Raw genomic sequence first — 14,736 nt, 5'->3', positions numbered from 1 at the left:
ACGACTCAGGAGGATTGGCGATGAATCAGCCATGTTTTGTAACCGGCGGCAGCGGCTTTATCGGTCAGCACCTGCTGGCGTTACTTACCCACAAGGGTCACCCGGTCAGCGTGCTGATGCGTCGACCGCACAGCCTGCCAGCTTTGCGCGAGCAGATCGAGCAGTTGGGCGGGCGGGGCGATTTGCTCGCGGCGGTTGGCGGTGATCTGGGCTTGCCGGGGCTGGGGTTGGATGCCGCTGCCCGTGAGCAGGTGCGTCAGGCTGCCGTGGTGTTCCACCTGGGCGCGCAGTTCGCCTGGGGGCTGGCTGCCGAGCAGGCGCGCCAGGTCAATGTCGAGGGGGCGTTGGCTGTGGCTGAGCTGGCGGCGCAGCAAGGCAGCCGCCTACTGATGGTGGGCGGCTTTATGCTGGCCAATCATGAGCATCTACAGCGCATCGGCATTGAGCTGCAGCGGCCCGAGCGCACTGATTGGAACAAAGTCTATCAACGTACTGGCGCCTATGAGGGCAGTAAGCTTGAGGCGCATTTTCGCGTGCACGCGCGTATGGCTGAGCTGCAGGCGCCACTGACGGTGGTGCATCCGGCCACTGTGTGCGGCCATAGCCGCAGTGGGCATATTCTGCCGGCGCAGCCATTGGCTGGGCTGATCAGTAATCTGGCGGGCGGTTTGCTCGGGGCAATACCGGGTTCGACAGCGCATTGGCTGCCGTTGGTCAGTGTGGATTTTCTCTCCGGGCTAATAGTGGCCGCAGCCTTTGATGAGCAGCAGGCCGGGCAGGAGATTCTCGCCCTGGATGCCACGACGCCAAACCTGCAGGGCATGCTGCAGCAATTGGCCAACACACTAGGCGTCAGCGCGCCAAGTCGGCATGTGCCGATTCCCTTGCTGCGGGCGTTGCTAAAAATTCCGGGTGTGCCGCGGTTGCTGCGTACCGATGCCGAGTCGCTGGATTTTATCCAGACCACTCGTTTCGATACCGCTGCGACGGATGCGCTGGTTCAGCGCCACGGGCTGGTATGGCCCGATATAACTCAAGCCTTGCGGATGACCGCGCGTTACCTGGTGTCTACGCCATCAGCAGTTAGTGGCTGAGGCGCTGTGCGATTTACCTGCCATCTAAACTGCTTAAGGGCCGAGCGCATCCAGGTGGCTGTCTGACACATGGTAACAAGCGCCGGGCAAGCACCGGCGTTTGTTGCGGCAGGGGAGTTAGCTCATGCTTGGATAGTCGGTGTAACCCTCGGCCCCACCGCCATACAGGGTGTTGCCGTCCAGTGGGTTGAGTTCTGCCCCGGCTTTAAAGCGCGCCAGCAGGTCTGGGTTGGCGATATAGGGGCGGCCGTAGGCGACTAGGTCAGCCAGGTTATTGGCGATGGCCTGCTCACCGCTTTCCGCTGTCTGCCCTCCCGCAATAATCAGCGTGCCCTTATAAATGTTGCGAAGGGCGCGCAGCAGATCATCAAAGCCCTCGAAGGTGCCCCCCAGCCAATCCGGACGGTTGACGTGCAGATAGGCCAGGTTGCGGCTATTGAGTTGGCCGACCAGGTAGCTGAAGGTCTCCAGTGGATTGGCATCGTGCACATCGCCAAACGTACCCATAGGCGAAATACGGATGCCGACCTTGCGGCTGTCACCGACCGCAGTCACCGTGGCGTCCAGTACTTCAAGTACAAAGCGGGCGCGGTTTTCCACCGAGCCGCCATAGGCATCGGTGCGCTGGTTGCTATTGGAACAGAGGAACTGATCCAGCAGGTAGCCGTTAGCGGCATGCACTTCAACACCATCGAAACCGGCCTTGATCGCGTTTTCACTGCCGTGGGCGTAAGCGCTTACAACACCTGGTAGCTCACTCACTTCCAGTGCGCGTGGCATGGCAGTGGCCGCCTTGTGGTGGCTACCGTCGGCTTCGACTACATAGCACTCGGCCTTAGCCTGGATAGCCGAAGGGGCTACCGGGTCGGCGCCGTTCGGTTGCAGCAGCGGATGTGAGATACGTCCCACATGCCACAGCTGCAGGAAAATGCGTCCGCCGGCTTGATGCACTGCCTGGGTGACTTGCTGCCAGCCGGCCACTTGCGCATCGCTGTGGATGCCCGGTGTCCATGCGTAGCCTTGGCCTTCAGGGCAGACCTGGCTAGCTTCACTGATGATCAGGCCGGCGTTGGCGCGCTGGGCGTAGTAGCTAGCATTCAGCTCGCCAGGGACGTTACCCGGCAGGCTGCGCTGGCGTGTCAAAGGCGCCATCACCAGGCGGTTGGGCAGCGTCAAAGCGCCAAGCTGCAGCGGTGCTTGCAGGTGTTCAATCGTCATAAAGCCTCCATCAAGGTCTTCGAAGTGGCTGTATAGGCCAAGGCAGCTATTATGCGCGTGGCAATCTTTTTAGGAAGTACGTACGATAAAGGCGGTAACTTACTTAAAGGTAACCATTAATGGCTGAGCAACAAGCCGGGACGGTTGAGAACAAGCGTCTGATGCAAGGCGATAAGGTCTATAGCACGCCGATGGATGTCACCTTGGAGGTGATAGGTGGCAAGTGGAAGGCCCTGCTGGTGTATCGCCTGCTCAACGGGCCGCTGCGCTTTTCAGAGCTGAAACGGTTGGTGCCGGACATCACCGAGAAGATGCTGACTCAGCAGCTGCGTGAATTGGAGCGTGTCGGCGTGCTAACCCGAACTGTATTCGCTGAGGTACCGCCGCGAGTGGAATATTGCGTGACTGAGCATGGTGCCACGTTGCAGCCGGTGCTGGCTGCCATGTGTGAGTGGGGGCGTAGTCACTGGCAGCAGCAGAGCGAATGAGCAGTAGAGTATTGGGTCGCTAGCGGAGAGCGTCCGCCAGCGCCCGGTGCCTATCAGGCAGCTTGCTCGGCTGCCTGGCCGAGGGCGCGATTCAACGCGCTAAAAAGCGCGCGGAAGCTCGCGGTAGTCAGGTTTTCGTCTATGCCGACGCCATGCAGCGCGCGGCCTCCGTTGACGCGCAGCTCGATATAAGCCGCCGCTTTGGCATTAGTGCCGGCGCCGATGGCGTGCTCGCTGTAGTCCATGATTTCCACGTCTACCGGCAGGCCGGCAACCAGGGCTTCCAGCGGGCCTTTGCCGATCCCGCGCCAATGCTGGGTTTCCCCGGCATTGATGACTTCCACATCGACCGCGCTGGTGCCATTTTCTTCCTGCAGGCGGTGGCCTTTCAGCGCATAGGGTGCGGTGGCATGCAGGTACTCGGTTTCGAGCAGCGTGTAGATTTGCGCGGCGGTCATCTCCAGGCCGAGGCGGTCGGTTTCTTTTTGCACCACCTGGCTGAATTCGATCTGCATACGGCGCGGCAGGTTGATGCCGTATTCCTGCTCCAGCAGGAAAGTGATACCGCCCTTGCCGGACTGGCTGTTGACGCGGATCACCGCCTCGTAATCACGGCCGATATCGGCCGGGTCGATCGGCAGGTACGGCACTTCCCAGACTGCATCGGCCTGCTGCTGGGCGAAGCCTTTGCGGATCGCATCCTGGTGCGAGCCGGAGAAAGCGGTATGCACCAGGTCACCTACGTACGGATGGCGCGGGTGCACCGGAATTTGGTTGCAGTCTTCGACCAGCTTGCGCACGGCGTCGATGTCGGAGAAGTCCAGCTCGGGGTCAACGCCCTGGGTGTAGAGATTCAGCGCCAGGGTCACCAGGCAGACGTTGCCGGTACGCTCGCCGTTGCCGAACAGGCAGCCTTCCACGCGGTCGGCGCCGGCCATGACGGCCAGCTCGGACGCGGCGACGCCGGTGCCACGGTCATTGTGGGTGTGCACGCTGATCAGCACGCTGTCACGGCGGTCGACGTGACGACCGAACCACTCGATCTGGTCGGCGTAGTTATTCGGTGTGGCGCACTCGATGGTCGCTGGCAGGTTGAGGATCAGCTTGTTTGCCGGATTCGGCTGGAACACGTTAATCACCGCGTTACACACCTCGACGGCAAAGTCGATTTCGGTGCTGCTGAACACTTCCGGCGAGTACTCGAAGCCCCACTGGGTTTCCGGCGCAGCATCGGCCAGGCGTTTGATGGTGGTGCCAGCGGCCACGGCGATGGCTTTGACACCGGCCTTGTCCTGGTTGAAGACGATCTTGCGGAAGCTCGGCGCACAGGCGTTGTAGTAGTGGACGATGGCCTTCTTGGCGCCTTTCAGCGACTCGAAGGTGCGCTCGATAAGGTCGTCACGGGCCTGGGTCAGCACCTGGATGGTCACGTCATCCGGGATGTGGCCGCCTTCGATCAGCTCGCGAACGAAGTCGAAATCCGTCTGCGAAGCGGACGGGAAGCCGACTTCGATTTCCTTCAGACCCACGGCCAGCAGGCACTTGAAGAAGCGCATCTTCTTCTCGGCGTCCATCGGCTCGATCAGCGACTGGTTGCCATCACGCAGGTCGGTGGACAGCCAGATCGGCGCCTTGTCGATGATCTGGTCTGGCCAGGTACGGTCTGGAATCTGGATCTGGGTGAACGGGCGGTACTTACTGGACGGGTCTTTAAGCATGCTCATGGTGTTGATCCTTGTGGCGCGGCTGCAAGCGGCGAGCCGGGCAAAAACTGAGAAAACAGGGCAGGGCGTGGGCGTGAAAATTCAGCCACGCAGTCGCTGGCTTACCAGGCAGAGGTTGGCGTGTTGGCGCAGCAGAATAAGGGTGTGGTAGGTGTTCATAGCGCCAACCCTAATCTCTGAGGTCAAAGCTGGCAAGCAATGCTGAAAAATTGGTGTTTGAGTGCGGTTTAGGTGTTTTTAGGCGATTAATTTTGCGTAAAAAGTCGTGGGTAAGCGTTTGGATTGCGGGTGGCTCAGGTGTTTCGGCCGCCCGCTGTGGCTTCAAGGCTGGGTGCCCGGCAGCAGGTTATGTTTCAGTTCACGCATGTCCGCCCCGCTCGGGTGCTGGAAGACCCGCAAACCGAACTCGGGAAGGATCGCCAACAGGTGGTCGAAGATATCCGATTGAATGGCCTCATAGCGTGCCCAGGCGATGGTGTTGGTGAAGCAGTAGAGTTCCAGCGGCAGGCCATCTGCGGTTGGGTTCATCTGCCTGACCAGCTGGGTCATCTCCTGGTGGATACCGGGGTGCTGACGCAGGTAGTGCTCTACGTAAGCGCGGAAGGTGCCGATGTTGGTGACCCGCCGGGTATTTGCCGGCTCCTTGCTGGCCTCTGCCAGTGCGCTGTTCCAGCTGAGCAGCTCGCTCTGCTTGCTGTTCAGGTACTGGCCGAGCAGCAGAAAACGCTGCAGGCGGGTGATCTGCTCTGGGCTGAGGAAGCTGATGCTGGTTTGGTCAAGCAACAGGCTGCGCTTGATTCGCCTTCCACCGGACTCCTGCATCCCGCGCCAATTCTTGAACGGGTCGCTGATAAAGCGTTTGGTCGGGATGGTGGTGATGGTTTTGTCCCAGTTCTGCACCTTGACCGTGTGCAGGGCGATATCGATGACATCGCCGTCGGCGTTCAACTGTGGCATCTCGATCCAGTCACCGACGCGCACAATGTCGCTGGAGGAAATCTGCACGCTGGCGACCAGGGACAGCAAGGTGTCCTGAAAAATCAGCATCAGTACAGCGGCCATTGCGCCCAGGCCAGACAGCAGAATCAGCGGTGAGCGGTCGATCAGGCTGGCGACCATGAGTATTGCGGCAATCGCGAAAAGCAGAATCTTCACCACCTGCACATAGCCCTTTATCGGCTTCAGGTGAGCATTCGGGCGCTTCTGGTAGCTGTTGTTGAGCAGCGTCAGCACGCCGCTGATGGCCAGAGCGATGGTCAGTACGATAAAGGCGCTACACACGTTACCGGTTACCGCCACGGCTGCTTCCGGCAGGTTGGGCACCAGGGTGATGCCGGCGGAAATGATCAGCGCAGGAACAATGTTTGCCAGTCGTGCGATCACCCGCGAGTCATGCAGGCTGCCGTCCTGGCCAATCGGCGTGGCCTTGAGTGCGCGGTACAGGCCGCGCAGAAGAATGCGCTTGACCACCCAGTTGGCCAACCAGGCTGCCAGTAGCAGCAGCGAGATGCCGGTCAGGCTATAGAGTGAGGGGTAATGCTCAAGCCACTGTTGGGTGTTGCTGTACAGGTCGTTCATGCCGCTCCTTGGGGCTCGCTCAACTTAATAACAAAGCAACCTTATCAAACGAGCACTCATTGGGCAGGGTGGCTTGGTTGCTGGACGTGTCTTAGGGCGTTGTTGCATTGGGCTTAGCCAAGCAAGCTGAGGACCGCCTGAGGGCGCTGGTTAGCCTGCGCAAGGACGCTTTGCGCGGCCTGCTCGATAATCTGGCGAGAAACCAGGTTAGAAGTTTCAGCTGCAAAGTCGGTGTCGAGAATGCGTGAGCGGCTGGCGGCAGCGTTTTCAGCGATGCTTTGCAGGTTGTTGATGGTGCTTTCCAGGCGGTTTTGTAACGCACCCATGTAGCCGCGTTGGCGGTCGATGTAGGCCAGTGCGTCATCAATGTCCATCACCGCCAGGCCGGGTGTCTTACCGAGGTCCAGGCGGCCCAAGGCCATCGCATCTGCACTGAATGAGCTGAAGCCGATCTGGATCGTTTCATAGGCCTGAGCCCCGACTTGGAGCTGGGTGAGGGTGTTGCCGCCCACACCGTTGGTGTTGAACAGCTCCGGTTCGACCAGCGTAAAGCCCTTGGAACCCGGGAGCCCAGTGCCTTGGTTGGGCAGCACATTCTCGGCGGTGAGGACATTGCCACCGTCAGCGTCGAAGCCGCCAATCGCCCCAGTGTCCGCGTTGCTCAGGTCCAGTCCTGCAACATAGGCCGCGGCATCGGCATTGAACTGAGTGCTGAAGTCCGCCAGGCTGCTGAAGGCGCCTTTACTGGCGTTGGTCAGGGCTTGATCCAGGGTAGAACCGCTGTTTTTTTGCAGGTAACCCATGATGTCTTTGATGCCTTTGCCACCCGCCGCTTTTATTTCTTCATGCATATACCGCACGGCAGCGTAACCGCCGGAATAACCGGCCGAAGCGCTGACATCGTCGGCATTAAATGCCGCCAGAATGGTCGCAGTATTGGTGCCTCCAGCGGTGTCTCCTGCAAGGCGCTCGTCCGCGCCTTGCAGCGCTTCTGCAGTGCCCTCAATAAACCAACTGGGTAAACCGGCGAAATTCATCGTGCGGCCCATGACGGCATGCGCCATCTCATGCGCGATGACTCGATCGGTATATTGCGGTGTGCTGCCGCCGTTGGGCAGGGTTGAGGCATCGAAGTAAGCCAGGTTGACGTTCAGAACCTGGTCAAAAATTTTGCCGCCGGCACCGGATGTGCCAGATACAGAGGCCAGGTTTTGGCTGGATGAATCATTGGTAAAGGTTATTTCCAGTTCGGCGCCATCGGCCGTCAGCCCGAAGGCGTCGAATACCCGCTGCTCACCTTCGCTGATCCAGAAGCCTTTGAGGGCGTTCAATACGGCACGCTGATCCGGGTCGCCAAGGACTGAAAAGGTACCTTGGTCAAATACTTTGCGACCAGCAAAGGTAGTGGTTTCGTTGACGCGGTTGATTTCCTGCAACAGCTGCTGCGCTTCTTGATCCAGTGCAGTGCGCTCACTGGCACCGTTGGAGCCGTTCATGGCCTGCAAGCCGAGCGAGCGAATGCGCTGCAGGGCGTCGGTGACGCTTTGTAAAGCGCCTTCCGCTACCTGCAGCAGCGATATGCCGTCGTTCGCATTGCGCGTGGCCACGTTCAGCCCCCGCACTTGCGAGGTCAAACGGTTGGAGATTTGCAGTCCAGCAGCATCGTCTTTGGCGCTGTTGATGCGCTGTCCGGTGGACAGGCGCTGCAGCGAAGTACCAAGTGCTGTGCTGTTGCTCTCCAATTGGCGGCGCGTGAACGACGACGAGATGTTGGTGTTAACCGTCAGCATCTACGTGTGTACCCGCTCGGCCGGACGGAAAGCCCGGCGTCACAGGCGTAATCGGCCTGCGCTGAAAAGGCTTGATAGGCTCGGGTGGGTAGGTCGACGAACGGTCAGGGCTTGAACGCACCGATAAAGATCGCGGGATCGACGCGGGCATCATTCAGGCTGACGTTCCAGTGCAGATGCGGCCCGGTGGCGCGACCGGTGGCGCCGACGTTGCCGAGTACGCCGCCACGGGGAATTTCATCACCGACTTTTACGCCGATGGCCGAGAGGTGGCAGAACATGCTGATCAGGCCCTGGCCGTGGTCGATAAAAACGGTTTTACCGTTAAAGAAGTAGTCGCCAGTCAGGATCACCTTGCCTGCGGCCGGGGCCTTTATCGGCGTGCCGCTATTGGCGGCGAAGTCCAGCCCGGAGTGCGGGTTGCGCTCCTCACCGTTGAAAAAGCGGCGCAGGCCGAAGGGGCTGGATAGCGGCCCGTTGACCGGCTTGTCGAACAGCAGGTTGCTTGGCTGGCGAGGACTGAACTGTTGGTAGGCGCGGGTCTGTTCGGCCAGTTCGCGTTCAATGCGCGCAAGGTTCTTGGCGTTTGGGTTGACCTGCTGTTGATTTTTGATGGTGATGCGCTGTTCGACGTAATGCTTGCTGCCCACCTGAAAGCTCAGTGTCTGGCTGCCGTTGACGTTGATCTGTTGGCTGCCCGGCTTGATGCTCAGCGGAATACCGACAATGGCGATCCAGCGTTGCTGATCCTCGTGAATCACCAGCACCGGCTTGTTCTGATAGCGCACGCTGGGTGCGCTGGCTGCTGGCCCTAGATCGACTACCGCCACGCCGCCGGGCACGGGTTTATTGAGCAGTCGGCTGATAAAACCTTCGGCGTGGACGGGCAGGGCAAGGCAGAACAGGGTGAGCAGGGTGAATGGACGCATGGGGGACCTGTGTGGAAATCAATCGAGCAGCGAGAGGGTAACCGGCTGCACATGGTTGTCTTCGACCCGCACATCCAGCTCGCCGTTGCCCAGGCGCGCTTTCAGGCGCTGGCCGGGGCGGGTGTCGGCGGCGTTGCGGATGGCGCGGCCGCGCTCATCCAGCAGGATGCTGTAGCCACGCCCAAGGGTCGCCAGCGGACTGACCGCGTGTAGGGTCTGCACCTGGCTATGCAGCTGCATGCGGCGTGCCTTGAGGCCCTCGCGCATGCTGCGTTGCAGGCGTTCGGCCAGTGCCTGCAGGCGTTGATCGAGCAGCTTAAGGTTGCGTTCCGGATGCAGGCTTAGCAGGCGGGTTTGCAGGTGATTCAGGCGTTCGCGACGGCTATTCAGCTGGCGTGCGAAAGCGCGGGTCAGGCGCATATCCAGATCATCCACGCGCTGGGCGTGCTGGCGCAGGCGCTCGCCGGGATGGCGCAAGCGACGCTGCAAACCGTCCAGGCGCATGCGTTCACGTTCCAGGCGGTGTTGCATGCGCAGGTTCAGGCGGCGTTTGAGATTGTGCAGGCGTTGCACCAGCTCGCTACTGTCGGGGGCCAGTAGCTCGGCGGCGGCGGAAGGTGTTGGTGCGCGTACGTCGGCGACAAAATCGGCGATGGACACATCGGTCTCATGGCCCACCGCGCTGACGATGGGCGTCACGCAGGCGGCAATGGCGCGGGCAACCGGTTCTTCGTTAAAGCACCAGAGGTCTTCCAGCGAACCGCCGCCGCGGGCCAGGATCAGCGCATCAAAACCTTTTTTATCGGCTATGCCGAGGGCGCGGACGATCTGCGCGGTGGCTTCTCGGCCTTGCACGGCGGTAGGGATCAGGGTCAGTTCGACTTGCGGTGCGCGGCGGCGAAATACGCTGATGATGTCGCGGATCACCGCGCCGGTGGGCGAGCTGATAATACCAATACGTTTCGGGTGCGCTGGCAGGGCGACTTTGGCCTCGGTCGCGAACAGCCCTTCGGCGTTAAGCTTTTCTTTCAGCGCCTCGAAGGCCAGGCGCAGCGCGCCATCGCCCGCAGGTTCCACTGCGTCGAGAATCAGCTGGTAGTCGCCGCGCCCTTCAAACAGCGAGACCTTGCCACGTACCTTGACCGCCAGACCATCACGCAGCGCTTGGCGCACCTTGGCGGCGTTCTGCCGGAACAACGCGCAGCGCACCTGAGCCTGGCTATCTTTAAGGGTGAAATAGATGTGTCCGGACGCCGGCTTGGCCAGGTTGGAGATTTCCCCCTCGACCCAGATGCCGCCGAATACATCTTCCAGCAGCAGGCGTGCGCGGTTGTTCAGTTGACTGACGCTGAGCACCTCGCGGTCGAGGTTCAGGCGTTGGAAGGGATCTTTGATCATGGCCCGCATAGTAAATGCTTTGCCCAGCCTGCCATAGGGGATTGGCCTTGACCGCCGCTGTAAGCCCTTTAAGCTGCGCGCCTTTAGCGCAAACCGAGTCCCGTTATGAGTGAGCAGCAGGCGATCATCGTGCCGCAGATTTCCAGCTTTCCCGGCCATGAGGCGCGGGCGCGGTTGATCGTGCGTTGGCTGGTCAAGCAGAACATCATCAAAGAACAGCTCACCACCTGTGGCCGCACCTTCAAACATATGGGCTACGGCATTGCCGAGGGCGCGCGGCGGGTGGTCGAGCGTCCCGAGCTGTTGCCGTTCGGGCAGGCGGTGCATGGCCTGGAGATTATCTACAAACGCTGTATCTATACCCCGACAACGGACTTTCTCGAAGAGGCCGGCTGCCCCGAGTGTCGGCGCGAAGTGGGCGAAAGGTTATTCGACAGCCTGGAAGACTGGATGCCGGGGCATACCGATAACTTTCGCTGCCCGCTGTGCGGCCATGAAGACGATATCAACGGCTTTCTGTTTCTGCAGCCCTGCGGGTTTTCCAACCTGGGCTTTATCTTCAATAACTGGGCGGACGCCGGCTTTAAGCAGAGCTTTCTCGACGAGTTTGCTGCGCGCTTGGGCTATCCGGTTTCCCTGGTGCGGGTCGATCTTGTCTGAGTTGGTTCATCCTTGAACCGAGCTGAATAGTTAAAAATCGACGCTGGCCGATAGGCGTAGTTCGCGCGGTTCACCGACGGCGACGCGCAGGTTGCCGCCGCTGGATGGGTAGTACTCCTGGTTGAACAGGTTACGCGCATTCAGCTGCAGGCGGGTCTTGTCGCCCAGTAGCTGGCTTTCCCAGCTGATAAACGCATCGGCCACGGTGTAGCTGTCCAGCCAGAAGCTGTTGGCGTTATCGCCGGCGCGTTCACCGACATAGCGCGCGCCGCCGCCTACTCGCCATTGTCCGGTGTCGCTGGGCAGCGCCAGGTGGTGGTTCAGGTACAGGCTGGCGATATTCTGCGCGGCATTCACCAGTGCGTTGCCCTGATTATCCGGGTCATCGAGGATTTCCGTATCGGTGTAGGCGTAGGTGCCGAGCAGTTCCCATCGCTCGCTCAGTTTGCCGGTTATGTCCATTTCCACGCCGCGTGAGCCCACCTTGCCTGCCGCTTCAGACACGGCGTTGTTGGTGACCACGACGTTTTCCTTCTCGATATCGAACAGTGCCAGGCTGGCGCCGATACCCCGGGGGAGGTCAAGTTTTACCCCCAGCTCGTAACTGCGACCTTCCTCGGGGTCGAACGCCTGGCTGGTGTTGGCGTCTGAGGCGTTGGGCACGAATGAGCGGCTGTAATTACCGTACAGCGAAACCTGTTGGCTGAGCTGATAAACCAAGCCGGCAAAGGGCAAGAAGGCGTTGTCTTGGCGGTCGGTGGTTTTCGTATAGCTGTTACCACGGCCCTGTTCAACCAGCTGTTCGAAGTGCTGGTAACGTCCGCCGGCCACCAGTATCCATTGGTCGTTAAGGTGCCAGTTGTCCTTCACATACAGCGAGCGTGAGTGCAGCTCGTCGCTTCTGTCGCTTTGCGCGGCGCTGATCAGCGACGGTTCGGCGAGGTTGCCGTAAACCGGGCGGTAAATATTGAAGCCGGCAACAGCCGGGCCGCGGTAGGTGTCACCGCGGAAGTTGTCAACCCGCTCGGTATCGAGCCCAAGTAGCAGGTCATGCTGTTGGCCGAGCAGCGTGGTGTTACCGATCCAGTCCCAGGCCAGGTACTGCGTCTGGTTGTCATGCTCGCTGCCGTCGGCGCGGCGGCTGAGTGCGCCGGTGGTGGCGTTAAGCGCGTTGGGCCGTGCTTCGGCATAGTCGTAGCGCTCGTTGTTCCAACCGTAGGTCAGGCGGCTTAGCCAGTCGGGGTTGAGTTGGTACTCGGCCTTGGCGGTAAACAGTTCATCGGTGCCTTGGGCTTTGGCCCAGCTTTCGTTGAGGCGCGCGTTGTACTCGGTGCTCGCCGGTTTGCCGTTGATGATCACCGTGCCACGGTCCACCGGGGTCGAGTATTCCTTGTGCTCGTAGGCCAGGGTGATGCGCAGGTCTTCGCCGCTCCAGCTGAGGGACGGTGCGATCAGGCTGTGGTTGTCCGCGCCGAAATTGCGCCAATAGTCTTCGTGCTGGCGTTCGGCGATCAGTCGATAGGCAAAGCCGCTGTCGCCCAATGGGCCGGTGGTGTCGAGCATAAGGTTGCCACCACCTTCGCTGCTGGTTTCACCGCTGATCTGCGTGCGCTGCCGGTATTCAGGCTGCTTGCTGATCACGTTGATTAGGCCGCCCGGTTCCAGAGCGCCATAGAGCAGAGAAGCCGGACCTTTGAGCACTTCCACGCGCTCGGTGCTGGCACTGAAGTTACGCGACAGGCTGGAGCGGATGCCGTCACGCAGGATCGAGCCGTCGGCGTTGCTGCCGAAACCCCGTTTGACGAAGCCGTCCTGGGTGCCGGCCAGGGTGTTGCTCTGGGTCATACCGCTGACGAACTTCATCGCGTCGTCCAGCGATTGCACTTGGTAGTCCTCGATCACCTGCTCGGTGACCACCTGCAACGCCTGGGCCTCTTGCATGATCGGCACGGCGCTTTTGCTTGCGGTGCTGGCCGTGCTGGCGCTGTAGCCGGTTTGGTCTTCACGGGTGGCGGTGACGGCCTGGCTGGGCAGCTCAAGTGGGCTGGCGGTTTCGGCTGCGAGGCTGTTGGCGACAGGCATCAAGGCCAGGGCGAGCAGGGTGAAGCTCCAGGCTAGCAGGGAGGGGGAGAGTCGGGAGGCGGGCATGTGCTACTCAGTTGCGGGTGTTTTTGATAATCATTATTGTATTGCTCTAATCCCGCTTCTGAATAGCGCCGCGTAAGCGCGCAGGGCAATGTTGCAGTTTGCGTTGAGTGCAGGGGGGCGTCTGAGTATAATGGCGCGCTTCCAATTTTCCCGTCCGGGAGCCCCCGCCATGCTGCGTATCAGTCAAGAAGCTCTTACCTTCGACGACGTTCTACTTATTCCAGGTTATTCCGAAGTTCTGCCGAAGGATGTCAGCCTCAAAACGCGCCTGACCCGTGGTATTGAACTGAATATTCCGTTGCTCTCTGCTGCCATGGATACCGTCACTGAAGCCCGTCTGGCAATTGCCATGGCTCAGGAAGGCGGCATCGGCATCATCCACAAGAACATGACCGTCGAGCAGCAAGCTGCCGAAGTGCGTAAGGTCAAACGCTACGAGGCGGGCGTGGTCAAGGACCCGATCACCATCGAAGCCAACGCCACCGTGCGTGATCTGTTCGACCTGACCCGTATGCACAATATCTCCGGCGTACCGGTACTCAGCGATGGCGACCTGGTCGGCATCGTCACTTCCCGTGACGTGCGTTTCGAGAACCGCCTGGACGCTACCGTGCGTGAAGTGATGACGCCGAAAGAGCGTCTGGTCACCGTACCGGAAGGCGCCGACAAAGACGTGGTGCGCGAGCTGCTGCACAAGCACCGCATCGAGAAAGTCCTGATCGTCGATGATGCCTTCCGCTTGAAGGGCATGATGACCGTCAAGGACATCGAAAAAGCCAAAGCTTACCCGCTGGCCAGCAAAGACGACCAAGGTCGCCTGCGTGTTGGTGCAGCTGTCGGCACCGGTGCCGATACCGCTGACCGCGTCGCCGCGCTGGCTAATGCCGGTGTTGACGTGATTATTGTCGACACCGCCCACGGTCACTCCAAAGGCGTGATCGACCGCGTGCGTTGGGTCAAGCAGAACTTCCCGGATGTGCAGGTGATCGGCGGCAATATTGCCACCGGCGAAGCCGCCAAGGCCCTGGCCGAAGCCGGCGCCGATGCGGTCAAGGTCGGCATCGGCCCAGGTTCGATCTGCACCACGCGTATTGTTGCCGGTGTTGGCGTTCCGCAAATCTCCGCCGTGGCCAACGTTGCCGCCGCACTGGCTGGCACCGGTGTGCCGCTGATCGCCGATGGCGGTATCCGTTTCTCCGGTGACCTGTCCAAGGCCATCGTTGCTGGCGCGTCTTGCGTGATGATCGGTTCGATGCTCGCCGGTACTGAAGAAGCTCCGGGCGAAGTCGAGCTGTTCCAGGGCCGCTCCTACAAGGCTTACCGCGGTATGGGCTCGCTGGGCGCCATGGCGCAGGCGCAGGGCTCTTCGGATCGTTACTTCCAGGACTCCTCGGCCGGTGCCGAGAAGCTGGTGCCGGAAGGCATCGAAGGTCGCGTGCCATACAAAGGCGCAATGGCCGCCATCGTGCACCAGCTGATGGGCGGCCTGCGTGCCTCCATGGGCTACACCGGTTGTGCAACAGTTGAGGAGATGCGCAGCAAGCCTGAGTTTGTGCGCATCACCGGTGCCGGCATGGCTGAGTCCCATGTACACGACGTACAGATCACCAAAGAAGCCCCGAACTACCGCGTGGGCTGATTGTTGATCAGTTGATATAAAGCCCGGGGCTGTCGCTGTTGTTTTACAGGGCAGCCCCGAGTCATTTGTG

The 14,736-nt window shown here is 60.5% G+C and carries 11 protein-coding genes; 4 read left to right on the top strand and 7 right to left on the bottom strand.

The window, feature by feature from the left end:
* Window positions 1–20 precede the first annotated feature (20 nt).
* Window positions 21–1,094, top strand: a complete 1,074-nt coding sequence (locus tag BLO50_RS03105; protein WP_090248613.1) for an SDR family oxidoreductase — start codon at window positions 21–23, stop codon at window positions 1,092–1,094.
* Window positions 1,095–1,211: 117 nt separating this feature from the next.
* On the opposite strand, the gene BLO50_RS03100 is transcribed toward BLO50_RS03105, so the two are convergent.
* The gene (locus BLO50_RS03100) at window positions 1,212–2,312 is read right to left on the bottom strand and encodes an alkene reductase (protein WP_090248611.1); all 1,101 of its coding nucleotides are present in this window, start codon (window positions 2,310–2,312) and stop codon (window positions 1,212–1,214) included.
* A gap of 119 nt (window positions 2,313–2,431) precedes the next feature.
* Here BLO50_RS03100 and BLO50_RS03095 point away from each other — a divergent pair, with 119 nt between their 5' ends.
* Entirely contained in the window at window positions 2,432–2,800 is a 369-nt protein-coding gene (locus BLO50_RS03095) for a winged helix-turn-helix transcriptional regulator (protein WP_275113183.1), read from the top strand.
* A 53-nt stretch (window positions 2,801–2,853) separates the two neighbouring features.
* On the opposite strand, the gene leuA is transcribed toward BLO50_RS03095, so the two are convergent.
* The 5 genes from leuA to xseA all read right to left on the bottom strand — a co-directional run bounded on the left by leuA (window position 2,854) and on the right by xseA (window position 10,219).
* The gene (gene leuA / locus BLO50_RS03090) at window positions 2,854–4,524 is read right to left on the bottom strand and encodes a 2-isopropylmalate synthase (protein WP_090248610.1); all 1,671 of its coding nucleotides are present in this window, start codon (window positions 4,522–4,524) and stop codon (window positions 2,854–2,856) included.
* Between the two features lie 321 nt (window positions 4,525–4,845).
* On the bottom strand, window positions 4,846–6,102 hold the full coding sequence (locus BLO50_RS03085; RefSeq protein ID WP_090248609.1) for a mechanosensitive ion channel family protein: 1,257 nt from the start codon (window positions 6,100–6,102) through the stop codon (window positions 4,846–4,848).
* A 113-nt stretch (window positions 6,103–6,215) separates the two neighbouring features.
* On the bottom strand, window positions 6,216–7,892 hold the full coding sequence (locus BLO50_RS03080) for a flagellinolysin (RefSeq protein ID WP_090248607.1): 1,677 nt from the start codon (window positions 7,890–7,892) through the stop codon (window positions 6,216–6,218).
* A 104-nt stretch (window positions 7,893–7,996) separates the two neighbouring features.
* On the bottom strand, window positions 7,997–8,821 hold the full coding sequence (locus tag BLO50_RS03075; RefSeq protein WP_090248606.1) for a peptidoglycan DD-metalloendopeptidase family protein: 825 nt from the start codon (window positions 8,819–8,821) through the stop codon (window positions 7,997–7,999).
* Between the two features lie 18 nt (window positions 8,822–8,839).
* Window positions 8,840–10,219 (bottom strand): exodeoxyribonuclease VII large subunit, encoded by a 1,380-nt coding sequence (xseA, locus tag BLO50_RS03070; protein WP_090251182.1) that lies wholly within the window; start codon window positions 10,217–10,219, stop codon window positions 8,840–8,842.
* Window positions 10,220–10,324: 105 nt separating this feature from the next.
* On the opposite strand from xseA, the gene BLO50_RS03065 reads away from it, so the two are divergent.
* Complete coding sequence (locus tag BLO50_RS03065) at window positions 10,325–10,879, top strand: sugar ABC transporter ATPase (protein ID WP_090248604.1); 555 nt, start codon at window positions 10,325–10,327, stop codon at window positions 10,877–10,879.
* 30 nt (window positions 10,880–10,909) lie between these two features.
* Here BLO50_RS03065 and BLO50_RS03060 read toward each other — a convergent pair whose 3' ends face one another.
* Complete coding sequence (locus BLO50_RS03060) at window positions 10,910–12,961, bottom strand: TonB-dependent siderophore receptor (protein ID WP_244152858.1); 2,052 nt, start codon at window positions 12,959–12,961, stop codon at window positions 10,910–10,912.
* A gap of 235 nt (window positions 12,962–13,196) precedes the next feature.
* On the opposite strand from BLO50_RS03060, the gene guaB reads away from it, so the two are divergent.
* Entirely contained in the window at window positions 13,197–14,666 is a 1,470-nt protein-coding gene (guaB, locus tag BLO50_RS03055) for an IMP dehydrogenase (protein ID WP_090248601.1), read from the top strand.
* Window positions 14,667–14,736 lie beyond the last annotated feature (70 nt).

Source organism: Pseudomonas peli (assembly GCF_900099645.1).
Lineage (GTDB): Bacteria > Pseudomonadota > Gammaproteobacteria > Pseudomonadales > Pseudomonadaceae > Aquipseudomonas > Aquipseudomonas peli.
This window is presented reverse-complemented; position numbering and strand designations above follow the sequence as displayed.